1 pseudogene is annotated in these 299 nt (G+C 49.5%); it reads right to left on the minus strand.

Going from position 1 to position 299, the window contains the following annotated elements:
- A pseudogene (locus Q4563_RS18740) lies at positions 1-299 on the minus strand (M1 family aminopeptidase); the annotation flags it as partial.

Here is a 299-nt window from a genome sequence, read left to right on the forward strand (position 1 = left end):
GCTTCGATACGTTGATAAGCGGCATCGGTGGCAGTAGCCGGGTTGGCCAGTACACAGGAGGAGTTAAAGACGTTTAAGCCCTTGTTTTCCATTGCGCCCATATTGAAGTCATCCACGGCCACAATCATAAAGATATCCAGATCGTACTCACGACCATAGACTTCTTCGTCCCAGCGCATGGAACGCTTGAGTGCGTCTAGCGCTTATTCCGTCTTGTCGATATTCTGTGGTTCAACAAAAATTCTCAGGGTGACATCGCGACCACTCATGGTGGTGAAATGGTCTTCCTTGTGCAGCAG

Source organism: Gilvimarinus sp. 1_MG-2023 (assembly GCF_030548285.1).